This window comes from Photobacterium sp. HL06 (assembly GCF_059552575.1).
In genome coordinates this window covers 3,289,650-3,314,448 of record NZ_CM183914.1, presented here as the reverse complement: position 1 = coordinate 3,314,448, position 24,799 = coordinate 3,289,650, and the positions used below count along the sequence as shown (strand labels likewise).

Sequence of the window (24,799 nt, the reverse complement as noted above, 5' to 3'; positions counted from 1 at the left end):
CTTTTCAGACAGGGAATGTCTAAAAAAACAGTAATCAAAATAGCCTTGCATGAATTGGAAATTTATTGCTATTTCGGTTGAGCCAGCAGTTATTCACACATAGAATGTGTGGCTTATTTTTGTACAAGTGGCTCAGGTATCATCACTTTCATGGAAGAGAGAAGGGAATGGAATACCCCAAAAGAAATGGAATGGTAAGTGCAGCCCAGGGGCTGGCAGCACTCGTTATTATTTGTTTGCTCCGCTACTTTGAAACCTTCACGGCTATCTTCAGCTTTAAGCAGGTGGGTATTGTGCCAAGCATTATCGCTATGCTGGTATTGCTCTCCGGCCTGTCCGCCATTGCTGGCTTGGTACGTGGTGATAAGTGGGGGTTTATCCCGTTGTACTTCTTTATCCCCGCTGCCACCATGTTCTTTGGGTTTAGTCTTATCCCCTATATCCCCTTGCTGATTGAGCCTGAGTATCGTAGTTTGGTGGTTGTTGCTATTAATAGCAGTGTACTGATCTATGCGGTATTTCTACTGCTCAGGATGATGGACTCCAATGTCATATTGCAAACTGAAAAGTACTGAATGCTATAACTACGCATTGAGCTTACTACCTCAGATCTGTGATAATACCCTCAATATTAATCAGGCAGTTGGTGTCGGTTTGTGCACCAGCGACCTCTGCTCAGCAAAGGATGATGAAAGATGAAAAAAATTGAAGCCGTTATTAAGCCATTCAAGCTTGATGATGTTCGTGAAGCTCTGGCGGAAGTCGGCATCACAGGTATGACGGTATCGGAAGTGAAAGGATTCGGCCGTCAGAAAGGCCACACTGAACTATATCGTGGCGCAGAATACATGGTGGATTTCCTGCCGAAAGTGAAGCTGGAAATTGTCGTGGCTGATGAAGTTGCTGAGCAATGCATTGATACCATTATTGAAACAGCGCAGACCGGCAAGATCGGTGACGGTAAGATCTTCATGTTCGATGTTGAGCGTGTAGTCCGTATCCGTACCGGCGAGGAAGACGAAGACGCGATTTAACAGCCTACACTTTGTGTAGGGGAAGCGAGTTACGCTGCGCTCAGAGTGCGCTTCGCTTCGGGAGGCGGGGAAGAGCGGCCCTATGGCCCTATGGCCCTTGGACCCAAAAACAAAAAGCGAGAGTTGTTTGGCTCTCGCTTTTTAGTTTCTACAATCTGTGACGCTTCCCGCTTCTAGCTAGCAACAGCCTGGCTGGTGTAACGCCCCGGCTTGTGGTTCATTGCCAGTACCAAATTCAACACGATTGCACCGAGTACTGATAGCACCAATATGGTTGGGCTTACCAGGAAGAATGACGCGGTCAGGATACAGATATCAATCCCCATTTGCAGCTTGCCCGCCGACAGGCCAAACTTTTCCTGTAGATACAAGACCAATACATTGAAGCCGCCGAGGCTAGTCTGGTGGCGGAATAAAATCAGCATGCCCAGCCCCATCAGGAGGCCACCAATGACGGCACAGTAAAGTGGCTCAAGGCGGCTGATTTCAAGTACATGATGAAGGTTATCGGTGATCATTGAGACTAAGCCGCCAGAAATAATACTGGTAATGGCAAAAGTCTTGCCCATTCTAAACCAGGCCATAAGGTAGAATGGGGTATTGAGTAGAAAATACAACTGGCCAAAAGAAAGATCGACAAACTGGCTCAGCAGCAGGGCAAGTCCGGTTGTACCGCCCGTCAGTAAGTCAGCTTGCTGGAGAAAGAAAACACCCTGGGAAACGATAAACGTACCGGTAAGGATAGCAATGATATTTTCTTTCAATGAATGATGATAACCGCTCAAAAGTACACTCCTTATATCTGAAGCGCGCAATGATAATGGGCCCCTCCCTGAAAATAAAATTGTCGCCATAAAGAGTAAAAACACAGCTGTAATCATTATTTTACGGTTTCGTAAAATAATAATTTCCAAATTCCCTTGTAATATGGATAGGCTGACTTAAAGCTAAGTGGTGATTAGTTTGTCAAGATGAAAACAATTCATGCTACCATCGAAAATAAACATGCAGAAATAACAATAAAAAGTTCTCTGGGGACTATCTGATTTAGATCAAATTCTGTAAAATACCGCGTTAGATGCTGGTATAACGAAAACGTTTGCGTCTAGGCAGGGCCTAGCTTCACGATTTTTTATTGTTTACCGAAAATTTGTGTTTACCACCAATTCACACAAGGATCTGAATATTTCAGGTGCTTCTGTGAATTAGTATGAGAACAATCTGAGTCAGGAGATACAGATGCTAAAACGCGACATGAATATTGCCGATTATGACGCAGAACTTTTTGCAGCCATTCAGGAAGAAACTGCGCGTCAGGAAGAGCACATCGAGTTAATTGCCTCTGAAAACTACACCAGCCCGCGTGTAATGGAAGCACAAGGTTCTCAGCTGACGAACAAGTATGCCGAAGGCTATCCAGGCAAGCGCTACTACGGCGGTTGTGAGTATGTCGATAAAGCTGAGCAGATGGCGATTGATCGTGCTTGCCAACTTTTTGGTGCCGAATATGCGAACGTTCAGCCGCACTCAGGCTCTCAAGCCAATAACGCGGTCTACATGGCACTACTGAATGCCGGTGATACAGTACTGGGCATGAGCCTGGCACACGGCGGCCACTTGACTCACGGTTCCCCGGTAAACTTCTCTGGTAAGCTTTACAACATCATTCCATATGGCATTGATGAAAGCGGCCAGATCGACTACGAAGAGATGGAAGCACTGGCGCTAGAGCACAAGCCGAAGATGATCATCGGTGGTTTTTCTGCTTATTCTCAGGTTGTTGACTGGAAACGCATGCGTGAGATTGCCGATAAAGTTGGCGCGTACTTCTTTGTTGATATGGCACACGTCGCTGGCCTGATTGCCGCTGGCGTTTACCCGAACCCAGTACCTCACGCCCATGTTGTGACCACAACGACGCACAAAACACTGGCAGGCCCACGTGGTGGTCTAATCCTGTCAAGCGAAGGCGAAGAGCTGTACAAGAAACTGAACTCAGCAGTATTCCCTGGCGGTCAGGGCGGTCCTCTGATGCATGTTATCGCAGCGAAAGCGGTAGCCTTCAAGGAAGCGATGGAGCCTGAGTTCAAAGCATACCAGGCACGTGTGGTTGAAAATGCCAAAGCTATGGTTGCAGAGTTCCTGGAGCGCGGATACAAGATCGTTTCTGGTGGTACTGAAAACCACCTGTTCCTGGTTGACCTGATCGACAAGGGCATCACGGGTAAAGAAGCTGATGCGGCACTGGGTGCGGCGAATATCACTGTGAACAAGAACAGTGTGCCAAATGATCCTCGCAGCCCATTTGTTACCTCTGGTATCCGTTTAGGTACGCCTGCGATCACCCGCCGTGGCTTCACGGTTGAAGATGCCAAGCAGCTTGCTGGCTGGATCTGTGATGTGCTGGACAACACCGACAAGCCGGAAGTGATTGAAGAAACTAAGGCTAAAGTACTAGAGATCTGTAAGCGTCTACCGGTTTACGCATAATCGAGTTTGGATACGCTTCGCTACTAGAAACTAGAAACTAGAAACTAGAAACTAGAAACTAGAAACTAGAAACTAGAAACTAGAAACTATCTTCCAGGAACCAGGAACCAGGAACCAGGAACCAGGAACCAGGAACCAGGAACCAGGAACCAGGATCTCGACTCTCGTTCCTTATTAACGGCACCTTTTTAAGGTGCCGTTTTGTTTTGGTAAGCCAGAATAATAAGAAAAACCATTCTTATACTCTCAATAACCGATTGAAATGGGTTACACTGAGTCGACGAAAATTAGGAGGCAAGATGCATTGTCCTTTTTGTGGTGCAAATGACACCAAAGTAATCGATTCCCGTCTGGTTGCAGATGGCCATCAAGTCCGTCGTCGCCGTCAGTGTCTGGCTTGTAATGAGCGTTACACGACGTTTGAAACTGCTGAGCTGGTCATGCCACGGGTGATCAAAACCAATGGTAACCGTGACCCATTCAACGAAGACAAGCTTCGCGGCGGGATCCAGCGGGCGCTAGAAAAACGCCCGGTGAGCGCCGATGATATTGAGCGTGCTATCAACACGATTAAATCCCGTCTCCGTGCGACGGGAGAGCGCGAAGTGCCATCGGAAATGATCGGAAACTTAGTGATGGAAGCGCTGAAAGAGCTGGATAAAGTTGCTTATATCCGGTTTGCTTCTGTTTATCGTAGTTTTGAAGATATTCGTGAATTTGGTGAAGAAATCGCCAAATTGGAAAAATAAGCGGGTTAGTGGCGAATTTCAGCAGACTAACTCCATGAAGTGAATACAAAGCCAGATGTTCTCACCCATTGATCATGCCATGATGCTGCGTGCCATTGAATTGGCAAAACGCGGTCGTTTTACAACTGCTCCGAACCCGAATGTTGGCTGTGTGATTGCCCATGGCGATGATATTGTCGGAGAAGGCTATCATTATCAGGCCGGCCAGCCGCATGCCGAAGTCTTCGCCTTGCGCGCTGCGGGGGAAAAAGCCCAGGGAGCGACAGCCTATGTGACGCTTGAACCCTGCTCTCATTACGGACGCACTCCTCCGTGTGCCGAAGCCCTGATCAATGCAAATGTCGCGCGGGTCGTATGTGCGATGGTTGACCCCAATCCGCAAGTGGCGGGGCGTGGTCTTAAAATGCTGCAGGTTGCGGGTGTTGAAGTGCAAACGGGTTTGCTTGAAGCTGATGCGCAGGCCTTGAATCCTGGTTTTATCAAGCGAATGAAAACCGGCATGCCTTATGTTCAGCTCAAACTGGCATCCAGCCTCGATGGCAGAACAGCATTGTCGAATGGTAAAAGCAAATGGATCACCGGGCCCGCCGCTCGTGCCGATGTGCAGCGTTTCCGTGCCAAGGCCGGGGCTATTCTTTCAACCAGTGCCACTGTGTTGGCCGATGATCCATCACTGAATATTCGCTGGGATGAGCTTGGCGAGGCGGTACAGTGTGATTACCCGAAGCAGGCGGTGCGCCAGCCACTGCGTGTGGTGATTGACAGCCAGAACCGGGTTACCCCTGGGCATAAACTGGTTCACCTGCCAGGCAATACCATTCTGGCACGTCGTGAGCAGGGCAATGAAGACTGGCCGCAGGCTGTTGAACAGTTGCTGGTACCTGCGGTAAGCGAAGCCGAGGGGCAGCTTGATTTGACGGCCCTGATGCGTGCACTGTCACAGCAAGACATTAATCATATCTGGGTCGAAGCCGGTGCCGGGCTGGCCGGGGCGTTATTGTCAGCCGGGTTGGTCGATGAGCTGATTATCTATCAGGCACCTAAACTGATGGGAAGTGATAGCCGGGGGCTGGTTGATCTGCAAGGGCTAGCGGCGATGTCACAGGTTCCTGAGCTGGATATCAGTGATGTCCGAATGGTTGGGCCGGATATCCGAATTACCGCCACAATCAAATAAGTTTAACGAGCAAATCAAGGAATTTAAGTTCATGTTTACTGGCATTATTGAAGCTGTAGGTACGATTACAGCCCTGACACCAAAAGGTGCTGATATTTCTGTCACGGTAGATTCCGGCGAGCTCGATTTATCCGATGTAAAATTGGGTGACAGTATTGCAACCAATGGGGTGTGCCTGACCGTGGTTGAGCTGACCGGTAGCGGTTACGTCGCCGATTTGTCGCTGGAAACCCTCAAGCGCACTGCTTTTGCTGATTATAAGGCAGGGCAGAAAGCCAACCTGGAAAAAGCGATGCTGCCAACAACACGCTTTGGCGGCCATATGGTTTCTGGTCATGTCGATGAAGTGGCTGAAATTATCGAGCGCACTCATACTGGCCGGGCAATTGAATTTTGGGTCAAGGCCCCGGATCACCTGGCAAAATATATTTCAGAAAAAGGGTCGGTGTCTGTTGATGGCATCAGCCTGACAGTGAATGCGATTCGTGGCAGTGAGTTTAAGCTGACGATTGTGCCGCATACGGCAGCAGAAACCACCATGGAATCATTCAAAGCGGGTCGTAAAGTCAATCTCGAAGTTGATGTGATTGCCCGTTACCTAGAGCGTTTGATGCTAGGTGAAAAAGCTGCAGAAAAAAAATCAGAAGTCACCATGGACCTGTTGGCAAAAACTGGGTTCTTAGGATAAAGCGTTAGGATAAGGGTATTGTTATGGCGTTAAGCAGTGCAAAAGAAATAATCGAAGATATCCGCCTGGGTAAGATGGTTATCCTCATGGATGATGAAGATCGCGAAAATGAAGGCGATCTGATCATGGCATCAGAAAAGATCACTCCTGAAGCTGTTAACTTTATGGCGACCAATGGCCGAGGCTTGATTTGCCTGACGTTGACTCAGGCTCGTTGCAAGCAGCTTAACCTGCCTCTGATGGTTCAGGATAATACCGAGCAGTTCAGTACCAATTTTACTATCTCGATTGAAGCGGCACAGGGTGTTACGACCGGGATTTCTGCAGGAGACCGTGCCCGTACTGTCCAAGCAGCCGTGGCAGAAAATGCGACTGCGGCTGATATCGTTATGCCGGGACACATTTTCCCGCTGATGGCGCAGGAAGGCGGGGTACTTGCCCGTGCAGGCCATACTGAAGCCGGGTGTGATGTAGCCCGCCTGGCAGGCCTTGAGCCATCGAGTGTTATCGTTGAGATCCTAAATGAAGACGGCACCATGGCACGTCGCCCGGATCTGGAAGTGTTTGCCGAAAAGCATGGCCTGAAACTGGGTACCATTGCCGATTTGATTGAATACCGTAATAACAACGAAACCACTATCGAGCGTGTTGCCGAATGTCGCCTGCCAACGGAGTTTGGTGAGTTTGACATGATCACTTACCGCGACACCATCGATAATGAAATCCATTATGCGTTGCGTAAAGGCGATGTGGCTGTCGATCAACCAGCCCTGGTACGTGTTCACCTGCAAGATACCTTTAAAGATATTCTCCATTCCGGTGCGTCGCAGTGGACCCTGTCCGCCGCCATGAAGCGAATTGCTGACGAGGGCGGGGTGCTGGTGGTACTGAGCAAGCATGAACACCAAGAGGCTGTCATCACCAAGGTGAAACAGCTGGCGGCGCAGGAAGAAGGCAAACCGATGGTGAAACTGAATCCGAAAGATCAGTCTCGCCAGGTTGGAGTTGGCTCTCAAATTCTGTCTGATTTAGGCGTGTCGAAAATGCGCCTGCTATCTTCTTCTACCCAGCGTTATCACTCGCTGTCAGGCTTCGGCCTGGAAGTCGTAGAGTATATCTGCGAGTAAATGAACTTACAGGCCAGTGTTGATGGCTGGCCTGCCTTTTTCTCTCTCCTGTTGTCAGCTTGACTGTTGTACGGGAGGTAATTTTGAAAATACCGGCGAGAAATACGTATTCACCACGCTAGAGTGACGGTTTGCTTCTTTAACCCATCCGGATGAGATGCAATTGGTATAACTTTTAAAGTGTGGTAGACTCCCGCGGTTTCTCAAACCGGAAAGACATAGTCACAGGAAGGCCCATGAAGGTAATTGAAGGCGCCATCGCGGCACCAAATGCAAAAGTTGCTATCGTAATCGCACGCTTCAACAGCTTTATCAACGAAAGCCTGCTTTCAGGTGCGTTGGACGCACTGAAACGTCAAGGTCAGGTAAGCGATGACAATATCACTGTTGTTCGTTGCCCAGGTGCATACGAGCTTCCGCTGGTAGCCCAGCAGGTAGCCAAGAGCGATCGTTACGATGCTATCGTTGCGCTAGGCTCTGTGATCCGTGGTGGTACTCCACACTTTGATTATGTTGCCGGTGAGTGTAATAAAGGTCTGGCGCAGATCGCTCTTGAGTTCAATACTCCAGTTGCGTTCGGTGTTCTGACTGTAGATTCTATCGAACAAGCCATTGAGCGTGCCGGTACCAAGGCTGGTAATAAAGGGGCAGAGGCTGCACTAAGCGCGCTTGAAATGGTTAATGTCCTGTCCCAAATCGAATCCTAATGGGGGTTACTGTGAAACCAGCCGCACGTAGAAATGCACGTCACTTTGCTGTACAAGCAATTTATTCTTGGCAAATCACGAAAGGTAATGTTGCCGATATCGAGCAGCACTTCCTTTCAGGTGATAAATTTGAAGAAGAAGAGCACCAGGCCGATGCGCCTGAGCTAGCAGCACCACATACAGACGTTGCTTACTTCCGTGATCTGTTTACAGGCGTGGTACTGAACCATCAGGAGCTGGACAGCAAAATGCGTCCGTACCTGTCTCGTCCGCTACAGGATTTGGATCAGATGGAACTTGCGCTGCTTCGTCTTGCGGTATACGAGATGACTAAGCGTGATGACGTACCATACAAAGTGGTTATCAACGAAGCAATCGAACTGGCGAAAGCCTTCGGTGCCGAAGACAGCCACAAATTTGTGAACGGTGTGCTGGATAAAGCAGCACCAACACTTCGCAATAAGAAGTAATCGAATACGATTCTAGAGGGCCAGCTTAGCTGGCCTTTTTTCTGTCTTCAATTTGAATAAAGTATGGCTAGTAACGAATTTGACCTCATTGCTCGGTATTTTGAGCATCAGAATGTAAATCGCCGCGATGTCGCTTTGTCTATCGGTGATGATTGTGCACTGTTGAATGTACCGGCTGGCAGTCAGTTGGCTGTCAGTACTGACTCCCTTGTCGCAGGTACCCATTTTTTGGCCAATGCTGATCCGGCACTGGTTGCTCATAAAGCCTTGGCTTCAAATCTCAGTGACTTGGCGGCAATGGGAGCGACACCCGCTTGGGTATCTCTTGCTCTTACCCTTCCATCACCTGATGAAGATTGGCTGCGCCAGTTTTGTCAGGGCTTCTTTGCATTGGCAGATTATTATAATGTTCAGTTGGTTGGTGGAGACACGACCAAAGGGCCGTTAAGTATCACGATTACCGTGCATGGCTTTGTTCCACAAGGTAAAGCGCTAACCCGAAGTGGCGCTGAATCGGGAGACTGGGTTTATGTAACCGGAAACCTTGGGGACAGTGCTGCTGGATTAGCCTTACTGTTGGGTGAAAAAACGGTTAGTGATGAGCAGTTACAGGCAACCCTGCTTGAACGTCATTACAAGGCGCAGCCACGGATCCTGGCCGGACAGGCATTACGTGGGATTGCGTCTGCAGCGTTGGATATTTCAGATGGCCTGATTTCCGATCTCGGGCATATTTTGAAACGCTCTGGGCTTGCAGCCAATATTGACGTTGATAAATTACCGCTTTCGCCGGAGTTACGCCAGTTCGAAACCGATGATGACAAAGCGTTGCAGCTGGCACTGGGCAGTGGCGAAGAGTATGAGCTCTGCTTTACGGTTCCCGAGCAGAATCGTGGCGCCATTGATACCACTCTGGCACACTGTGGCGTTAAAGCGACCTGTATTGGCCAGCTACGTCCTGGTCGGGGGATCAAGTTGATCAGAGGTGATCAGGAGCTTGACTGGCAATTGCACGGCTATGACCATTTTGCGGAGTAATACGTGGGAAACCCTAAAGATAACATTAACCTGAAAAATCCTTGGCATTTGCTGGCAACCGGGTTCGGTAGTGGCCTGTCACCCATCATACCGGGTACGATGGGTACCGTGGCGGCAATCCCTTTTTACCTGCTAATGGTTCAGCTCCCTTTTTCCGCTTATTTGGTTATCATCCTGATAGCGGCGCTGATCGGGATCACTATTTGCCAGAAAACCTCCGACGATATGGGGGTGCATGACCATGGCAGCATTGTCTGGGATGAATTTGTCGGATTCTGGATCACCATGGCAATAGCCCCTGTGGCAAGCTGGGAGTGGGTGCTGACAGGTTTTGTGCTGTTTCGTTTCTTTGATATGGTCAAACCGTGGCCGATCAGCTGGCTGGATAAGCATGTCCATGGCGGCCTGGGGATCATGGTTGACGATATTCTGGCTGGCTTCATGGCGATGATAGCATTGTGGGGAGTCGGTTACTGGATGGGCTGGTAATCACCCGTCGGAGCAGGATTTTCATCAAGCCGCGCAGCTGCGCGGCTTTTTTATTCCTGATAAACGGGCTTTAAATCAACATGCTATAAATTGTTCGTCTAGGCTTTATTAAGGTTTACTGGACGATTCAGTGGTGGGCTATGCCGTGGCGTTGGTTGAAAGGGATCGTAGGGTTATTGTTGGCGTACCAGGTGAATGCACAGGTATACCCCTCGACAGGGGCGGCTTGGGTATTGCCGGGAAGTTGGGATGAGCCACTGGCAACGTCGTTCTTTGATACGGCCCAGGATGTCAAAGACTGGGAGGCCCGTCATGCAGATATTATCTTTGGCAGCATGCAGGATACTGATATCAATCGGCAGACGATTGCTGTTGGATACATTTATAGCCAGAAGCTGGATTGCCGCCCCGGTAAACAGTCGGCATGGCTAAGTAAACAGGCTGCTATCTTAGGGCTAGACATGGAAGACGGGTTCCTGCATTTTGCCCAAGATACCCGGCTTGCGGTTGATAGGGCGAGTTCCGGGTTGGATTATTTACTCAAAGGTAAGCCGTATCACTTATTGCTGGTTCGCAATAATCAGTTTTCGACAGCGCGCTTGCCACTAATGTTGCAGCCAGGCGATGAGGTTATTCTTTTTTCTTCCTATCCGTTTGATGCCCTTCAGCTCAAAGCGGATGGAACACCATTGCTGAAGTTAAACACAGTTAATGAGAAAGGCAATGTTGCAGGCTGGCGCAAAGCGAAGGTTGACTGGACTCAAGGTGAATTATCCCCGCCCGCAGATAACCGGCAAGGCGTTGAGCGACAATTGGTCGGCGAAATACCTTTGGGCAAGCCCTGGCTGAGCGCATGGCCTTATTATCAGGGGCGTAAGCTCAATAGTGGCAATATCGGATTGGATAATGGGCTAAAAACTTGGATGGTAAAACTGGTATGGCCGGAAGGAGCCCGGTTAAGTGCGTTGAATATCCGGCCATGGCTGAACCTGGATAAACAGCAGTTGCTGATCCCCGGCTGGGATGCAGCCAATGATAGTAATGGTGATGGTTATGTCAGTGCCCCCGAGTTTGCCAAGCGCCGCAATACAGAGGCTAGTGCCCGTTTCAAGCATCAGGCACGCCTGATCCCGGCCGGGCACATGTGGCCGGGCACTTGTTGGTACCGGGTCAATTTGGCCAATGAAGCATTCAATGAGCTGCATGCCAGCTGGTATCACTACGATTGGCAAAGACAGGGATTAAGCGGCGCTTACAATGATGATATGGCCAAGCTGCTTGGCAAGAACCAGTTCACAGTCGTTTCGGGAGGACGGCTCAGCGAACTGCCGCTTCAGGTCGGTACCACAGAAGCGGCCACTGAGTATGCCGTTCAGCTGGCGGGCTTTTTGCGCCAGGTGAAACAGAAAACCCAGACAAGTTGGTTGGCAGCCAATATATCGGAACTCAATCTCTGGCATTATTCCGTGTGGCCCCTGCAGTTACGAGAAGTGATTGATCTCTGGCTGAGGGAGCACTACCTCACTCCTACCATGGGGCTGGAGAGAATGCAGCATGCCTGGGAGACCTTTGCTCTGGCAAAAGCCGGAGATAAAAGTCTGATCATGGCATCGGTGAAAGGCGGGCGGAGTGAGTTAGAACCATCGTCTGCCTATGCATGGCAGCGTGATATTGAAACAGGGCTCGCACAGTATTACTTTTTTAACCTACCCGGTTACACCTTTTTCCATAGCTGGAACCAAACCTATTTCTATGGCAGCGGCAATACCACATTACGCAATTGGTATCGCCAGGGTGTACCAAAAAATTGGGTTTACCAGCCAACCGCCATGCTTGAGGTTGACATTGGTCAGCCTGCCAGCGTCCCTAAGGGATACAAAGTCGTCAAATGGGAGAATAAAGGCGACAAGGCCAGCACAACGGCCTCGGCGATATCGGATATTCCGCTTCAACCTGCCAACTGGTTTTGGCTATACCGTTCCGGCTGGTTTGGTGACGCGCCTAAAGAAGGTGTAATTGCCCGTCGCTACAGTGAAGGGCTAGTGCTATACCGAGCGGTCAAAGAAAGAAACAATAAAGGCTTTTTGTTAGCGAAGCCGCTTCGTGTATCCCTGCCGGGAGAATACCAGAGGGTCAGCTATGATGGTTCGCTGAGTGAGCCGATACGTTATATCGAGCTTGGTGGGTATGAAGGGGCAGTATTGAAAAGGGTGGAAGAGTGAAGAAGAGCGAGAACCTAGATCCTAGTTCCTAGATAAAAGCCTAAGGAACCAGGATCCAGTTATCAGGATTTAATCCAGATACTCGCGGATTTGTTTCTCTATTCCTGGGCCATCGATTTCAAGCAGGGCATGGAGCTCGGCTTGTGTGCCTTGTTCAATAAAGCGATCCGGCAGGCCGATGTTGAGCACAGGCTTGAGTACTTTTTGTTTCATCAAAAATTCGTTAACACCGCTACCTGCACCACCTGCAATGGCATTTTCCTCAACGGTTACCAGTACGTCGTGGTTAGCGGCCAGTTCCAGGATCAATGCCTCATCCAATGGCTTGACGAAACGCATATCAGCAACGGTGGCATTGAGGTTTTCTGCTGCTTCCAGGGCATAGCTCAGGGTCGTACCGAAGTTCAGGATAGCGACTTTCTCACCGTCTCGGCGAATAATGCCTTTACCGATTTCGAGTGCTGTCATCTTGCGATCCGGAGCGATACCAGTCCCACTGCCTCGAGGGTAGCGTACGGCACTTGGCCCCTGGTGCTGATGGCCGGTATAGAGCATCTGGCGACATTCATTTTCATCACTTGGTGCCATGATGACCATATTCGGTATACAGCGCATAAAGCTCAGATCGAATGCGCCCTGGTGCGTCTGGCCGTCAGCGCCGACCAGGCCGCCGCGGTCGATGGCAAACATCACCGGTAAATCCATGATCGCGATATCATGGATCAGCTGATCGTAGCCACGCTGCAAGAACGTAGAATAAATAGCCACAACCGGATGGTAGCCTCCGATAGCCATGCCCGTAGCCAGCGTCACAGCGTGTTGTTCGGCAATGGCAACGTCAAAGTACTGTTCCGGGAACTCTTTCGAGAAGCGCACCATGCCAGAGCCTTCACGCATTGCTGGAGTGATGGCCATTAGCTTATTGTCTTGCTCTGCCATGTCGCACAGCCAGTCACCAAAGATATTGGAGAACGTCGGCTTGCTTTTCACTTTCGGGATTGGGTTCTGGGTCAGATCAAACTTGGGTACGGCGTGGTAGTTGATCGGATCGGCTTCGGCTGGGGCATAACCCCTGCCTTTTTTAGTCATAATGTGAAGGAATTGCGGCCCTTTCAGGTTACGCATATTCTTCAGAGTCTTGACCAGTTCCTCAACATCATGGCCGTCTACCGGGCCAATGTAATTAAAGCCCAGTTCTTCAAACATAGTGCCAGGGACAACCATGCCTTTAAGGTGTTCTTCCGCACGCTTAACCAGCTCTTTGATCGGTGGCGCCCCTGCCAGTACCTTCTTGCCGCCTTCGCGGATGGTGGTATACAGGTTGCCAGACAGCAAGCGTGCCAGGTGGTTATTCAGCGCGCCGACGTTTTCTGAAATAGACATCTCATTGTCATTCAGGATCACCAGCATGTCCGAATGTACACCACCGGCATGGTTCATCGCTTCAAACGCCATACCTGCCGTGATCGCACCGTCGCCGATCACGCTGACCACTTTACGGCCCAGGCCTTCCTTCTCAGCGGCAATAGCCATACCTAGACCAGCACTGATCGAGGTGGAAGAGTGGCCGACGGATAATACGTCGTACTCACTTTCTTCACGCCACGGGAAAGGGTGAACCCCGTCTTTCTGGCGGATCGTCGGCATCGCCTCTCGGCGGCCGGTCAGGATTTTGTGTGGGTATGCCTGGTGGCCTACATCCCAGATCAGGTGATCGAACGGGGTATTGTAGACATAGTGCAGGGCAACCGTCAGCTCGACGGCACCGAGGCCGGAGGCAAAGTGGCCGCTGCTTTGGCTTACTGACTTCAGTAAGTAGGTACGTAGTTCATCGCAGACTGTCGGCAAGCTGTCAGCTGGCAATAAGCGAAGTTCATCTGGAGTGTTTGCCAGAGCCAGATGGGGGTATTTTGAAATATCCAGTGTCATAACATTTCGGCGCTTTTACTGATTTTAGTTATTGCGCTCGATGACGTATCGGGCAAAAACTTCTAATTGGTTTGTATTGTAGGGTATTGCGTCCAATGCTTGTAGCGCTTCTTGATAAAGTTGCTGAGCTTTTTCTTTCGCTCCCTCCAATCCCAGTAGGGCCGGGTAAGTGCTTTTTTCCAGCTCCAGATCAGAACCTTGTGGTTTCCCTAGGGTTTCGGTATCACTGGTAACGTCAAGAATATCGTCCTGGACCTGAAAGGCCAGCCCGATAGCGTCAGCATATTGGTTGAGCTGGGGTAATACATCGGCCCCTTTATCACCAGCAGCTAGAGCCCCAAGGCGGATAGCACAGCGGATCAAGGCCCCGGTTTTATGCTTGTGTATTGTTTCAAGCTGCTGCAGCGAGACCTGTTGGCCTTCTGCCGCTAAATCTAAAGCTTGGCCCATACACATGCCGGCAGCCCCGGAAGCTTGTGCCAGCTCTTTAACCATCTGGATGCGGTATTTCTCGCCGTGCTCACTCAAGGTGCCAGAGGCTAAAATTTCAAATGCCAGTGTCTGCAGGGAGTCGCCAGCCAGAATAGCCGTCGCCTCGTCAAAGGCAATATGGCAGGTTGGCTGACCACGGCGCAAGTCATCGTCATCCATGGCTGGCAGATCATCATGAATTAATGAATACGCATGAATACATTCCACTGCCGCAGCCGGAGTATCGAGATCATCACAATTGGCACCCAGCATCTGGCCTGTTACATAAGTCAGAAAAGGGCGAGCGCGTTTACCACCAAGCAAGGTACCGTGCTTCATGGCTTCGATGAGAGGCTGTTCAGCAAAAGGCTGAGCGGCCAGCCACTGCGCCAGCTGCTGGTTATTACGCTGAAGGTAATACTGCAGAGACTGTGACAGGGATGAGGTGTTATTCATTGTTTGCATCAAATTCAGTCAGGGGGGCTTCATCATCTGCCTGAAGCAGAATTTCCACACGCTGCTCGGCCTGAGTCAGCTTTTGCTGGCTACTACGGGCAAGCGCAATGCCTCGCTCAAATTTTTTCAGCGCGTCTTCAAGCGCAATGTCACCGGACTCCAGCTCATTTACGATGCTGTCTAGTTCATCCAGTGCGGCTTCAAACGCCATATTTTCAGGTTTTTTAGCTGCCATAAAGGGTTCACTATGATTTAAGTGCAAGAAAAATAACGTAGAGAGTTTACAGCGTCAAATTATGTCACAGGATTCTGTGTCACAAACAGTAATTTTCTACTTTTGCTGGCAACAAAGCTAAATCAAAATTCAATGGTGCCGATATAGTCTGAGTTCGATAGAATACCCATAGAAATATTTTTGGCTACGTGTCATTAGTTGGAGAATTACCGGTGGATTTGGCTACCCTCATAGGTTTAATCGGGTCATTTGCCTTTGTCATCATGGCGATGGTGCTGGGCGGTAGTATCAGTATGTTCATTGATACGCAGTCGATCCTGATCGTTTTATGTGGCTCGATGTTTGTGGCGTTAATGCAGTACAGCATCGGTCAGTTTTTCGGTGCCGCAAAAATTGCTGTGAAGGCGTTTATGTTCAAAACCGATAATCCTGAGGACTTAATTGCCAAGGTTGTCGAGATGGCCGATGCTGCACGTAAAGGCGGATTTCTTGCTCTGGAAGAGATGGAAGTGGATAACTCCTTCTTGCGTAAGGGAATTGATTTGCTGGTGGATGGCCATGATGCAGATGTTGTTCGTGCCACGTTGCAAAAAGATATCGCCCTGACCAACGAGCGCCATGAGCTCGGGGCCGGCATTTTTAAAGCGCTGGGCGATGTGGCACCCGCAATGGGGATGATTGGTACGCTGATCGGTCTGGTTGCGATGCTGTCGAACATGGATGATCCAAAATCGATCGGCCCGGCGATGGCAGTTGCCCTGTTGACGACCTTGTATGGTGCTGTGATGGCAAATATGGTGATGCTACCGATTGCTGCCAAGCTAGAGCTGCGCAAAGATGAAGAAAAGCTTAATCGCCGCTTGATACTTGACGGGGTGCTGGCGATTCAGGACGGTCAGAACCCGCGGGTGATAGATGGCTACCTGAAAAACTACCTTAATGAGAAGAAACGTAGTATCGACGGCGACGAGTAACGGGAGGGACAATGGAAGAAGAATGCAAATGTCCCCCCCCGGGGTTACCTGCTTGGATGGGTACGTTCGCCGATCTGATGTCGCTGCTGATGTGCTTTTTTGTACTCTTGCTATCGTTTTCCGAGATGGATGTACTGAAGTTTAAGCAAATTGCAGGTTCGATGAAGTTTGCTTTCGGTGTCCAGAATATGCTGGAAGTCAAAGACATTCCGAAGGGAACTAGCGTGATCGCCCAGGAGTTCCGCCCGGGACGCCCGGAGCCGACACCGATCGAGGTGATCATGCAGCAGACTATCGACATGACCCAGCGCTCATTGGATTTTCATGAGGGCGAGTCAGACCGCGCTGGTGGTACCAAGCGAGATGCGGGGAAACTGAACGGTGGCCAGAGTGCACAAGTATCGACCGAACTAAACCAGAACAACCAGTCTGAGATGCAAGAATCACAGCAGCAATTGCTGGAAATCATGCAACAGGCGCTTAACCGTGAAATTGAAGATGGGGCTGTCGAAGTGGAGAACTTTGGCCAGCAGGTTGTGATCCGGATTAAGGAAAAAGGCTCATTTCCCGCGGGCTCGGCATTTTTGCAGCCGAAGTTCCGGCCGTTGGTACGGCAGGTCGCTGACTTGGTCAAAGATGTACCTGGGGTGATCCGGGTCTCCGGCCATACCGATAACCGGAAGCTGGACTCGGAACTGTACCGTTCTAACTGGGATTTGTCGGCTCAGCGGGCGGTGTCGGTTGCCCAGGAAATGGAAAAAGTCGAAGGGTTTGACCATAAGCGCTTGCGTGTGGTTGGCCTGGCTGATACCGCGCCGCTTAACGGTAACAAAACCGAGGAGCAGCGTAAGGAGAACCGCCGGGTAGAGATTTCCATCATGCAGGGCGAGCCTCATTATTCTGATGAAGTGACCAGTGACAGAAATTAAGCCTACACTAAACCTATTAGTAGACTTATAGTGGATTTATATACAAGGTGGGTAATGCCACCTTGTATATCCTTGTTTCAGCAACAGCCTGCTTGCTGTATAATCCGCGCCTTTGATCCCTTTGGGTATTGATCCTTTGGTATTGTTTGGCCCAGTGTAGCGAAGCGTGTTATGAAATTTATCGTTAAACCCCATCCTGAGATTTTTGTAAAGAGTGAGTCTGTTCGAAAGCGCTTTATCAAAATTCTGGAAAGTAACATCCGCATTATTCTTCAGCGTGTGTCTGATTCAGTGACGGTCTATAACCGTCGTAGCCATATCGAAGTGTCGTCGAAAGATGACAGTATTCGAGATCAGGTTCTGGCGGTATTAACGCAAACGCCTGGTATTCACCACTCGCTGGAAGTAAAACAAACTGGCTTTACAGATATGCATGATATCTATGAGCAGACGCTAGAACACGTCCGTGACCAGATTGAAGGCAAAACATTCTGTGTTCGTGCCAAGCGTGCAGGAAAGCATGATTTTACGTCGATTGAGCTGGAGCGTTACGTCGGTGGCGGCCTGAATCAGGCGGTGGAATCTGCGTCGGTTAAGCTTAAAAATCCGGATGTAACGGTAAAAATCGAAGTGTCCCAGGATAAACTGAACCAGGTGTTGGCGCGCCACAAAGGCCTGGGCGGCTTCCCGTTAGGTACGCAGGAAGATGTACTGAGCTTGATTTCTGGCGGCTTTGACTCGGGTGTATCGAGCTACCTGCATATCAAGCGTGGTAGTAAAGTCCATTACTGCTTCTTTAACCTTGGTGGTCCGGCCCATGAAATCGGCGTTAAGCAGGTTTCACATTTCCTATGGAAAAAATACGGTTCATCAGCCAAAGTTAAATTCATTGCCATTGATTTTGAGCCGGTAGTCGCTGAAATTTTGGAAAATGTTGCCGACGGACAGATGGGTGTCGTGCTGAAGCGTATGTTTATGCGTGCAGCAGGTCAGGTCGCTGAGCGCTTTGGTATTCAGGCTCTGGTAACGGGTGAGGCGCTTGGCCAGGTTTCCAGCCAGACACTGACCAACCTGCGTCATATTGATAATGTGACCGACTCTTTGATCTTGCGCCCGCTGATCAACTGGGACAAAGAAGATATCATCAATGTCACTCGTGACATCGGTACCGAAGACTTCGCCAAGACGATGCCGGAATTCTGTGGTGTGATCTCGAAAAGCCCGACAGTGAAAGCGGTGAAAGAGAAGCTGGAAACGGAAGAAGCGAAATTTGATTTTGCAGTACTTGATCGTGTGGTACAAGAGGCCCGTGTGATTGATATTCGCGACATCGAAAAAGAAAGCCAGGAGCAGGCTCCGGAGATTGAGCTTGTCGATCAGATCGATACCGGTTCGATTGTCCTGGATATCCGCAGCCCGGACGAAGAAGACGAGAACCCGCTGGAACTGGAAAACGTTGAGGTTAAGCACCTGCCGTTTTATAAGCTGGCGACCCAGTTCGGTGATCTTCCACAAGAGAAAACCTACCTGCTGTACTGCGACCGTGGTGTGATGAGCCGTCTGCAGGCGCTATACCTGAAAGAAAACGGTTTTGATAACGTGAAGGTGTATCGGCCGTAATTACAGCTTTGCCGTGGAAGCGAGTTACGCTGCGCTCCGGGGGCGCTTCGCTTCGGGATGCGAGAAAAAGCATTAAATAAGCTTCTGACTTATATTAAAAAGCGAGAGTTGTTGTTAACTCTCGCTTTTTTGATTCTACAATCTGCCACGCTTCACGCTTACACCCTCGGCAACACGTCATAATGCATGTTCGGCCACACCACCATCGGCTTGGCGACTTCGGCGGCTTTTTCTTTGCCTGCCAGGCGAACAATAATTTCCAGGGCGAACTCCTGCGAGGTTCCCGGCCCTTGGCTGGTTAGCAGGTTGCCGTTGACATCAAACACAACACGTTTGGTACGGCGGCGATCTTCCGGGATCTGCTCCATGAAAGCCGGGTGGGCTGTCATGATTGCTTTGGGATACATTTGGTGGTGTTCAAGAACAACAGCAGGGGCTGCGCAGATAGCGGCAACCAGCTTACCGTCATATTTATGCTGATTGACAAATTCTACCAGCAACGGGCTGTCACGGAAGCACTCTGCACCGCCAAGGCCGCCTGGCAGCACCACGCAGTCAAATGGGTCATCGGCAATCGAAACCAAGGCTACGTCAGCAACCAACTTGATGCCACGGGATCCTTCCACGATTAGTGCCCCGTCGGACGCGGCACTGGCTGTGGTGACCTCAAAGCCGGCACGGATCAGGATATCGATGGTATTGATCGCTTCCATTTCTTCAGTGCCGGGGGCGATACACACTGCCACTTTGATCGGACGTTGCTGCTGAGCGTCATTGGTCATTATATTGTTGCTCCAGTTGTTTTATTTGTTGCCATAGCCGGGTGTTCACCGGAACGGCGATCCGGTGTGCTTGTGCCCGAGCAATGAGATAGCCAGTAATATAGTCGATTTCTGTGGTTCTATGCTGGCAAATGTCTTGGTTCATTGAAGAAAAGTTCTGTGCCGTGGCCTTGATGACCTTGTCTGCCAACTGTCTGAGTTCGCTGCTATCGATTGGGTAGCCTTCAGCTGTCATGACCTGGGCGACTTCACTGCAGATACCACTGAGTTGCTGGCCGAACGCCTGGTTGGCTAACTCTCCATTTTGGCACTGATGGATAGCAGTCAGTGGATTGATAGCACAGTTGATAGCCAGCTTTTGCCAAAGCGGGAGATTGATATCGTCATGCCATTGGCAGGGAGAAAGTGCCTGGTCAAGGATGGAAGCGAGTTCTTCATGTTTTCTTCCAGCAGTGTTTATTGCTCCAATCCAGGTTTGCCCTAATCCGGTATGGTTGATCTGCTGGTGGTTGGGACGGAATGCGGCCTGGGCTGTTGTGGCATAAAGAATGGGATTATCAGGTAACAGCTGAAGGGCAGTTTGCTGGCTGCCCATGCCGTTGTGCATGATGATAACCCTTGTTTCCTGTGCCAGGTAGGGCTTGATATCAGAAATTGCCTGCTCGACTTGAAAGGCTTTGACGGTGATCAGAATGCAGTCAGCGCTTTTTAGTACTTCTGGCTGATTGGCGGAGAAGCTGAAGGTTTCAGGTTCGCTTTCTTGTTCGATTGGGTTCAGCTGGACTGCGATATCGGAACTATTGTCCCGGGTCCAAAAATGCACCTGATGCTGCTTGGCTAACTTGCATCCCCATAAACGGCCGACGGCACCGGCCCCGACAACGGTAAACTTCACCTGATATTTCCCTTGGTTATCAAATTGAATAGGGGGCAGGATAGCATTTTCTGCCGCTGGGTTTGAACAGATGAGCAGACAAGAGAAGGCACATCAGTCGATGTGCCTCCGGAGATCATTATTATGGGATAAACTCGGCTTCAGAACTTGTAGTTAGCCGATAGATAGTGGCCCCAACCTGTGGTGTCGCCGGCAAAACCACCGTCTTTGAACAGTGCCATATTGTGATAGTACTTCGCACCATAACCAAAGGCCCACTGTGGAGTGTGGTAGTAAATGCCGTTAAACCATTCAACCGCTGTTGTTGTTCGGTTAACACCATCTGAGATTTTAGAAGCTCCGAATTTATAATCGAGATAGCCTTGATAGGTGATGAAGTCGCCACTACTTAGCGTATACCAAGGTTTGAACCAGTTGGTTGACACCATGTAGCCATCCCATTCACCTTCATTATCCGCACCAAAGTTCTCCCGGACATAGCGCGCATAGGTATTGAGCCCCACTTTTCCGAACCAAGGAACCTGAACATCCGAACCGATACCGATATAGTGTTCGAATAAGGCATTGTCACCAACGTTGGTCACGGTGGAAATATAGAGCTCTTGTACCGGGCCAAAAGAAAGGTCTTTGCCGGTCATACCATCAATCGAGAACCGTGGAGCGAATTTGAAGAAGAAGTTATCAGCAAAATCATCACTACCTTCCTGTTTGTTACGGTCTGAATTACTGGAGTTGAGGACATCAAAGACATCCAGATAGCCGTATAGATCTAGCCAGCCAGAGCGACCACCAAACTCCATTTCAAAATAGGTATCATCCTGAAAGCCAAACGGGATACGATTGTTGATACTTTGCATCAGGTTTAAAGTGAACCATTTATAGTCATTTTTTCGAATGTCGTCCGAGTAATCGACGGCGAAACTCGCACCGGGCAGGGCGAGTGCGGAACAGATACTGAGAGCTGCCAGAGTTTTATACATGATGACTTCTCGCTAACCATTTGCCATTGCCTGTAATTCTTCTTGTCATCTCCGGTCTTTCGCGCAGTGCAGAAGTCTGGATTAACGTGGCAAGAAGTGTGTCGTGAACGCGTTATGGGGGTAACAATATACTTTGCGCTCATACAGCAAAGGCTAGCGTAAATTCTCAGTGCTGTTTTTCTGTCTTATCGTTAAGTCGTTATTCTCAGTTGTTAGTAAAAAAGACAGAAAAAATATGGAATAAAAAGAGGGAGAAAGCGGGGGTGTCTCGGAAGTAATTTCAATCTTATTTTTGAGAGGGTAAATGCCAGATAACAAAAAGGCACCCTTAGGTGCCTTCTGTCATGCTAAGTACAAAATGACTTAGAACTTGTAGGTAACAGCTACGTAGTGGCCAACACCTGATGTTTTGCCAGCTACACCGTCGTCTTTAAGAGCATATACGTCGTTGTATAGTTTTAGGCCGTAACCAACAGCGTAACGATCAGAGTGCCAGTAGATACCGTTGAACATCGCGCCGCCGCTTGACGTCTTAAGTTCACCAACGCCAGGAATAGTTACTTCATCTACACCAAACTGATAATCGATGTAACCCTGGTAAGAGATGAAGCTGCCGTTGTCGAAGAAGTGGAAAGGCTTGAACCAGTTAGTCGAGACTTGGTAGCCGTTCCAGGCATGGTCGTTTCCTTCGTAAGTAGCATATAGGTTCAGGCCAATTTTGCCTAACCATGGAACCATTACATCAGAACCCAGACCGATTTTCTGGTTGTTAACGCCAGAGTTGCCGCCCCACTCCATAAGCGTTGCAAGGTAAAGCTCTTGAACTGGACCGAAAGACAGGTCTTTGCCAGTGACTGCATCAAGAGAGACACGTGGTGCAAACTTCATGAAGATTTTTTCAGCGCCAGCTTTGTCGCTGTCTTTATCGCTAGTCAGGTTGAATACGTCAACGTAACCGTATAGATCGAAGATACCAGAGCGGCCGCCGAATTCCATTTCTAGGTAGTCGTGGCTTGATTCACCTGGTAGCTCGTCAAAAGCATACATTAGGTTGAACTGTGACCAGCTGTAGTCATTCTTGTGGATATCGTCAGAATAGTCAGCTGCATTTACTGCTGCAGGTAGAGCTGTTGCTGCTAATACGCTCAGTGCTACTAGTGATTTACGCATGGTGAACTCTCGCTAATTGTTTTTAAGAATCGGGCTTATTTTGGGGTTGCCCGTATTTATGGCAGCAATTCTATTGTTTTATGTCACTGTTGTGAATGTAACGATTGCGCAATCCTTTTCCAAACGTGATCGCGATCTCCTGTAATCGATTTCATTTCAAGTGATTGGTGATCTTGATCGTCATTTCTGATGTTTTTTATGAATATTTTCTGAACTAAGTGATAAATGGCTCATCTAACCGGGGTTTTGTGGGTCTTTTTCAGAAAGAAAAGTGTGATAAATGGATGGCGGAAGTATTCTTCATCAACAGAATACTTCCGGTTAGGGCTTTGGGGGGATTTTGTCGTGGGATGTGTTGATCAGCCCGCTTCAGAGCTAGCTTCAGAGCTTGATTTCGAGTTTTTGTCTACGGCATAGATCAGTAGCAAAACAGGCAAGCCAATTAATGCTGTTGTTAAGAAGAAAATGTTATATCCAAAAGTATCAACATATAGGCCTGAGAAACCGGCAATAAACTTAGGAAACAGCAGCATAATCGAGCTGAATAAGGCATATTGAGTTGCTGAAAATGCGACATTGGTCAAACTTGACATGTAGGTGATGAATGCCGCAGTGGCAATTCCGGCACTCAGGTTATCAATTGATATCACCAGCGTCAGCATTGGCAGGCTATTGCCCATGTAGGTAAACAGCATAAACAAGATATTGGTGCCGGCTGCCAGTACGGCACCTAATGCCAGAATACGCAGCGTGCTGAATTTACTGACCAAAATTCCGCCTAGCCCTGCACCTAGCAAGGTCATGATCACACCATAGATTTTCGACACCGAGGCAACTTCGGTTTTGGTGAATCCCATATCGACGTAGAAGGCATTCGCCATGACCCCCATGACGACATCTGAAATCCGGTAACAGCCGATCAGCACGAGAATGAGCAGGGCATCGCGACCATAGCGGGTGAAGAAATCCCGGAATGGCATGACAGCGGCGGTATAGAACCAGGCAACGACCCTTGCCAGTTTCGGGTCCATTCCATTATCAGCGAGTTGCTGACGGTAGTTGCGCTCGACATTGTCAATCTCAGAATTGTCGATGTTCGGTTCGTGAATACACAGGGCGGTGATCAGGCCAACGAGCATGAAGGCCGCCATGATGAAGTAGGCGTGTTTCCATCCATTGACATCATAACCGCTGTCGGAGCCAAACCAGGCCGCAAAAGCCAAGGCTCCGGCACCAGCCATGATCATAGCTAGCCGATAACCCGTCATATAGGATGCAGCCAGGGCGGCCTGAAGCCTCTCAGAGGCCATTTCAATCCGGTAAGCATCGATGACGATATCTTGCGAGGCAGAAGAAAAGGCGACAATAACGGCAAAGATAGCCAATTGCACCAGATCGACCTGGGGGTTGCTAATTGCCATGCCATAGAGAGAAGCGATGATCATCAGCTGTGAGAATACCATCCAGCCCCGGCGGCGGCCTAATAGAGCCGACAAAACCGGAACGGGAAAGCGATCAATCAAAGGTGACCAGATCCACTTGAAACCGTAAGCCAAAGCGACCCAGCTGAAAAAGCCGATGTCAGTCCGGCTGACTTCGGCTTCGCGAAGCCAGAATGACAAGGTACCGAATACCAGCAATAGGGGAAGGCCGGAAGAAAATCCCAGCGCCAGCATAATTAGCACTTTCTTTTCTAAATAGACACGCCAGCCCAGTTTGTTATCGTCGATTGATTGCTCCATGGATCCCTCTAAATCATCACAGCGTTGCCGCTTTTCCACGATTATAAAATAAATACCAAGCTGAATAACTATCTGATCCAATCAGAGCGTTACCAGCCGTTTGAGAGCAACACAAATTGATGAAGATATAGTGATTCTACATCGAAAAAATTTGGGGCCGAGATCAAGCGCCTTGTCTCTGAGCCATTTCAATCTCGCTGATAGGCCAGATAGTTATTCAGCTTGGTATACGCTACTGTGAACTTCAGTAAAAAGACAGTAAAAGATTCGCTGTGCTCATGGATGCGAGGGCGCTTCGCTTCGGGAGGCGTGAAAAAGCGGTACAGTGGCCCTGAGATCTTATGGAGATAGTTTTGAATTAAGAGGGATTGTTTGGATAATATGAACAAGATAGTTATGCTCGCTGGAACAAAGAACCATAAAAA

General features: G+C 49.3%; 24 protein-coding genes. 15 read left to right on the top strand and 9 right to left on the bottom strand.

Features of this window, described 5'->3' with window-relative positions; genetic code table 11:
* Positions 1-167: 167 nt before the first annotated feature.
* Both AC51G0_RS15020 and glnB read left to right on the top strand, forming a co-directional pair.
* Positions 168-575 (top strand): hypothetical protein, encoded by a 408-nt coding sequence (locus tag AC51G0_RS15020; RefSeq protein WP_496299493.1) that lies wholly within the window; start codon positions 168-170, stop codon positions 573-575.
* Between the two features lie 120 nt (positions 576-695).
* Positions 696-1,034: a nitrogen regulatory protein P-II gene (gene glnB, locus AC51G0_RS15015; protein WP_128785788.1), complete on the top strand. Its 339-nt coding sequence runs from the start codon at positions 696-698 to the stop codon at positions 1,032-1,034.
* A gap of 173 nt (positions 1,035-1,207) precedes the next feature.
* Here the strand turns inward: glnB and AC51G0_RS15010 are convergent, their stop codons facing one another.
* Positions 1,208-1,819 (bottom strand): YitT family protein, encoded by a 612-nt coding sequence (locus tag AC51G0_RS15010; RefSeq protein WP_496299492.1) that lies wholly within the window; start codon positions 1,817-1,819, stop codon positions 1,208-1,210.
* A 454-nt stretch (positions 1,820-2,273) separates the two neighbouring features.
* Between AC51G0_RS15010 and glyA the strand changes: the two genes are divergently transcribed.
* The 10 genes from glyA (at position 2,274) to AC51G0_RS14960 (ending at position 12,191) form a co-directional block, all read left to right on the top strand.
* Positions 2,274-3,524 (top strand): serine hydroxymethyltransferase, encoded by a 1,251-nt coding sequence (gene glyA, locus AC51G0_RS15005; RefSeq protein WP_496299491.1) that lies wholly within the window; start codon positions 2,274-2,276, stop codon positions 3,522-3,524.
* Positions 3,525-3,823: 299 nt separating this feature from the next.
* A complete protein-coding gene (gene nrdR, locus AC51G0_RS15000) occupies positions 3,824-4,273 on the top strand; it encodes a transcriptional regulator NrdR (RefSeq protein WP_075763701.1) in 450 nt (149 codons plus the stop codon).
* Between the two features lie 55 nt (positions 4,274-4,328).
* Positions 4,329-5,450 (top strand): bifunctional diaminohydroxyphosphoribosylaminopyrimidine deaminase/5-amino-6-(5-phosphoribosylamino)uracil reductase RibD, encoded by a 1,122-nt coding sequence (ribD, locus tag AC51G0_RS14995; protein ID WP_496299490.1) that lies wholly within the window; start codon positions 4,329-4,331, stop codon positions 5,448-5,450.
* 31 nt (positions 5,451-5,481) lie between these two features.
* A complete protein-coding gene (locus tag AC51G0_RS14990; protein WP_496301968.1) occupies positions 5,482-6,138 on the top strand; it encodes a riboflavin synthase in 657 nt (218 codons plus the stop codon).
* A 23-nt stretch (positions 6,139-6,161) separates the two neighbouring features.
* Positions 6,162-7,265, top strand: a complete 1,104-nt coding sequence (gene ribBA, locus AC51G0_RS14985) for a bifunctional 3,4-dihydroxy-2-butanone-4-phosphate synthase/GTP cyclohydrolase II (RefSeq protein WP_496299488.1) — start codon at positions 6,162-6,164, stop codon at positions 7,263-7,265.
* Positions 7,266-7,501: 236 nt separating this feature from the next.
* Positions 7,502-7,972: a 6,7-dimethyl-8-ribityllumazine synthase gene (gene ribH, locus AC51G0_RS14980; protein WP_075763709.1), complete on the top strand. Its 471-nt coding sequence runs from the start codon at positions 7,502-7,504 to the stop codon at positions 7,970-7,972.
* The gene (nusB, locus tag AC51G0_RS14975; RefSeq protein ID WP_496299487.1) at positions 7,972-8,442 is read left to right on the top strand and encodes a transcription antitermination factor NusB; all 471 of its coding nucleotides are present in this window, start codon (positions 7,972-7,974) and stop codon (positions 8,440-8,442) included. The genes ribH and nusB overlap by 1 nt, the downstream gene beginning before the upstream one ends.
* A 63-nt stretch (positions 8,443-8,505) precedes the next feature.
* The gene (gene thiL, locus AC51G0_RS14970) at positions 8,506-9,480 is read left to right on the top strand and encodes a thiamine-phosphate kinase (protein ID WP_496299486.1); all 975 of its coding nucleotides are present in this window, start codon (positions 8,506-8,508) and stop codon (positions 9,478-9,480) included.
* Positions 9,481-9,483: 3 nt separating this feature from the next.
* Entirely contained in the window at positions 9,484-9,969 is a 486-nt protein-coding gene (gene pgpA / locus AC51G0_RS14965) for a phosphatidylglycerophosphatase A (RefSeq protein ID WP_496299485.1), read from the top strand.
* Positions 9,970-10,109: 140 nt separating this feature from the next.
* Entirely contained in the window at positions 10,110-12,191 is a 2,082-nt protein-coding gene (locus AC51G0_RS14960; protein ID WP_496299484.1) for a hypothetical protein, read from the top strand.
* A gap of 69 nt (positions 12,192-12,260) precedes the next feature.
* On the opposite strand, the gene dxs is transcribed toward AC51G0_RS14960, so the two are convergent.
* From dxs to xseB, 3 genes are read right to left on the bottom strand one after another with little or no spacing between them, the layout of a single operon-like run.
* Entirely contained in the window at positions 12,261-14,120 is a 1,860-nt protein-coding gene (gene dxs / locus AC51G0_RS14955; RefSeq protein ID WP_496299482.1) for a 1-deoxy-D-xylulose-5-phosphate synthase, read from the bottom strand.
* A 24-nt stretch (positions 14,121-14,144) separates the two neighbouring features.
* Positions 14,145-15,047: a (2E,6E)-farnesyl diphosphate synthase gene (gene ispA, locus AC51G0_RS14950; protein WP_496301967.1), complete on the bottom strand. Its 903-nt coding sequence runs from the start codon at positions 15,045-15,047 to the stop codon at positions 14,145-14,147.
* Positions 15,040-15,282: an exodeoxyribonuclease VII small subunit gene (gene xseB, locus AC51G0_RS14945; RefSeq protein WP_428452713.1), complete on the bottom strand. Its 243-nt coding sequence runs from the start codon at positions 15,280-15,282 to the stop codon at positions 15,040-15,042. Before xseB ends, ispA begins: the two co-directional genes overlap by 8 nt.
* Positions 15,283-15,494: 212 nt before the next feature.
* Here xseB and pomA point away from each other — a divergent pair, with 212 nt between their 5' ends.
* The 3 genes from pomA (at position 15,495) to thiI (ending at position 18,805) form a co-directional block, all read left to right on the top strand.
* Positions 15,495-16,256 (top strand): flagellar motor protein PomA, encoded by a 762-nt coding sequence (pomA, locus tag AC51G0_RS14940; protein ID WP_496299481.1) that lies wholly within the window; start codon positions 15,495-15,497, stop codon positions 16,254-16,256.
* Positions 16,257-16,267: 11 nt separating this feature from the next.
* Positions 16,268-17,185 carry a flagellar motor protein MotB gene (locus AC51G0_RS14935; RefSeq protein ID WP_496299479.1) on the top strand — a complete coding sequence of 306 codons (918 nt, stop codon included), beginning with the start codon at positions 16,268-16,270 and terminating at the stop codon, positions 17,183-17,185.
* 171 nt (positions 17,186-17,356) lie between these two features.
* Positions 17,357-18,805 carry a tRNA uracil 4-sulfurtransferase ThiI gene (thiI, locus tag AC51G0_RS14930; RefSeq protein ID WP_496299477.1) on the top strand — a complete coding sequence of 483 codons (1,449 nt, stop codon included), beginning with the start codon at positions 17,357-17,359 and terminating at the stop codon, positions 18,803-18,805.
* A gap of 158 nt (positions 18,806-18,963) precedes the next feature.
* Here the strand turns inward: thiI and yajL are convergent, their stop codons facing one another.
* The 5 genes from yajL to AC51G0_RS14905 all read right to left on the bottom strand — a co-directional run bounded on the left by yajL (position 18,964) and on the right by AC51G0_RS14905 (position 24,374).
* Complete coding sequence (gene yajL, locus AC51G0_RS14925; protein WP_496299476.1) at positions 18,964-19,587, bottom strand: protein deglycase YajL; 624 nt, start codon at positions 19,585-19,587, stop codon at positions 18,964-18,966.
* Positions 19,577-20,482 carry a 2-dehydropantoate 2-reductase gene (gene panE / locus AC51G0_RS14920; protein WP_496299475.1) on the bottom strand — a complete coding sequence of 302 codons (906 nt, stop codon included), beginning with the start codon at positions 20,480-20,482 and terminating at the stop codon, positions 19,577-19,579. Before panE ends, yajL begins: the two co-directional genes overlap by 11 nt.
* Before the next feature lie 140 nt (positions 20,483-20,622).
* The gene (locus tag AC51G0_RS14915; RefSeq protein ID WP_496299473.1) at positions 20,623-21,462 is read right to left on the bottom strand and encodes a nucleoside-specific channel-forming Tsx family protein; all 840 of its coding nucleotides are present in this window, start codon (positions 21,460-21,462) and stop codon (positions 20,623-20,625) included.
* 363 nt (positions 21,463-21,825) lie between these two features.
* Positions 21,826-22,632, bottom strand: coding sequence for a nucleoside-specific channel-forming Tsx family protein (locus AC51G0_RS14910; protein WP_496299472.1), 807 nt, complete (start codon positions 22,630-22,632; stop codon positions 21,826-21,828).
* Between the two features lie 359 nt (positions 22,633-22,991).
* On the bottom strand, positions 22,992-24,374 hold the full coding sequence (locus AC51G0_RS14905) for an AmpG family muropeptide MFS transporter (RefSeq protein WP_496299471.1): 1,383 nt from the start codon (positions 24,372-24,374) through the stop codon (positions 22,992-22,994).
* Positions 24,375-24,799 lie beyond the last annotated feature (425 nt).

Bases quoted from the DNA above. Each gene is read 5' to 3' on its own strand.
- yajL (WP_496299476.1), bottom strand. From the start codon at position 19,587: ATGACCAATGACGCTCAGCAGCAACGTCCGATCAAAGTGGCAGTGTGT.
- AC51G0_RS14915 (WP_496299473.1), bottom strand. From the start codon at position 21,462: ATGTATAAAACTCTGGCAGCTCTCAGTATCTGTTCCGCACTCGCCCTG.
- xseB (WP_428452713.1), bottom strand. From the start codon at position 15,282: ATGGCAGCTAAAAAACCTGAAAATATGGCGTTTGAAGCCGCACTGGAT.
- AC51G0_RS15020 (WP_496299493.1), top strand. From the start codon at position 168: ATGGAATACCCCAAAAGAAATGGAATGGTAAGTGCAGCCCAGGGGCTG.
- AC51G0_RS14935 (WP_496299479.1), top strand. From the start codon at position 16,268: ATGGAAGAAGAATGCAAATGTCCCCCCCCGGGGTTACCTGCTTGGATG.
- nusB (WP_496299487.1), top strand. From the start codon at position 7,972: ATGGGGGTTACTGTGAAACCAGCCGCACGTAGAAATGCACGTCACTTT.
- glnB (WP_128785788.1), top strand. From the start codon at position 696: ATGAAAAAAATTGAAGCCGTTATTAAGCCATTCAAGCTTGATGATGTT.
- ribH (WP_075763709.1), top strand. From the start codon at position 7,502: ATGAAGGTAATTGAAGGCGCCATCGCGGCACCAAATGCAAAAGTTGCT.
- ispA (WP_496301967.1), bottom strand. From the start codon at position 15,047: ATGAATAACACCTCATCCCTGTCACAGTCTCTGCAGTATTACCTTCAG.
- thiI (WP_496299477.1), top strand. From the start codon at position 17,357: ATGAAATTTATCGTTAAACCCCATCCTGAGATTTTTGTAAAGAGTGAG.
- dxs (WP_496299482.1), bottom strand. From the start codon at position 14,120: ATGACACTGGATATTTCAAAATACCCCCATCTGGCTCTGGCAAACACT.
- glyA (WP_496299491.1), top strand. From the start codon at position 2,274: ATGCTAAAACGCGACATGAATATTGCCGATTATGACGCAGAACTTTTT.
- AC51G0_RS14960 (WP_496299484.1), top strand. From the start codon at position 10,110: ATGCCGTGGCGTTGGTTGAAAGGGATCGTAGGGTTATTGTTGGCGTAC.
- AC51G0_RS14905 (WP_496299471.1), bottom strand. From the start codon at position 24,374: ATGGAGCAATCAATCGACGATAACAAACTGGGCTGGCGTGTCTATTTA.
- ribBA (WP_496299488.1), top strand. From the start codon at position 6,162: ATGGCGTTAAGCAGTGCAAAAGAAATAATCGAAGATATCCGCCTGGGT.
- AC51G0_RS14910 (WP_496299472.1), bottom strand. From the start codon at position 22,632: ATGCGTAAATCACTAGTAGCACTGAGCGTATTAGCAGCAACAGCTCTA.
- nrdR (WP_075763701.1), top strand. From the start codon at position 3,824: ATGCATTGTCCTTTTTGTGGTGCAAATGACACCAAAGTAATCGATTCC.
- thiL (WP_496299486.1), top strand. From the start codon at position 8,506: ATGGCTAGTAACGAATTTGACCTCATTGCTCGGTATTTTGAGCATCAG.
- AC51G0_RS14990 (WP_496301968.1), top strand. From the start codon at position 5,482: ATGTTTACTGGCATTATTGAAGCTGTAGGTACGATTACAGCCCTGACA.
- ribD (WP_496299490.1), top strand. From the start codon at position 4,329: ATGTTCTCACCCATTGATCATGCCATGATGCTGCGTGCCATTGAATTG.